The 529-nt window shown below is 68.4% G+C and carries 1 protein-coding gene; it reads left to right on the forward strand.

All coding sequences use genetic code 11. The features are described from left to right. The first annotated feature begins 257 nt into the window (after window positions 1–257). Window positions 258–521 (forward strand): twin-arginine translocase TatA/TatE family subunit, encoded by a 264-nt coding sequence (locus AC1DWF_RS38275; protein WP_476843616.1) that lies wholly within the window; start codon window positions 258–260, stop codon window positions 519–521. Window positions 522–529: the final 8 nt, after the last annotated feature.

The raw sequence follows: 529 nt of genomic DNA on the forward strand, positions 1-529 counted from the left end.
CCGTGACACAGCGCGTCTGCCGCTGACGCCGGACGGCGCGATGCCGGGGACTTCCGGCATTGCGCCCGCCCCTCGCGCTCCCCACATGAATCCCGCGGCGGAAGCCATCCGCTCCGGCGGATAGGCTCCCCTCGGAACCTCCCCGCACAGGGGCGGATCGTTCCGGCCGGGACCCGAAAGGCATGACGGCTTCTGTTCAGAACCGGGATGCGGTAGGGTCCGGCCATTCTTAAKCACCACGGGATCGAGGCGCGACAATGGGTTCCTTCAGCATCTGGCATTGGATGATCGTGTTGGCGGTTGTTCTGCTGCTCTGCGGAAGCGGCAAGATCAGCGGCCTCATGGGCGACGTCGCCAAGGGTATCAAATCCTTCAAGGCGAACATCAAGGACGACGAGAAGGAGGGTGACGCCTCCATGACCGCCGAGAGCGCGCCGCCCGCCGGCACCATCGCCGGCCCGGCCGCCACCACGGCGCATCCGACCGCCGCCACCACGACCACCGGCCGCCCCGCGGCCTGAGCGTCAGC

The sequence above is a fragment of the Aminobacter sp. P4_D5 genome (assembly GCF_056401815.1).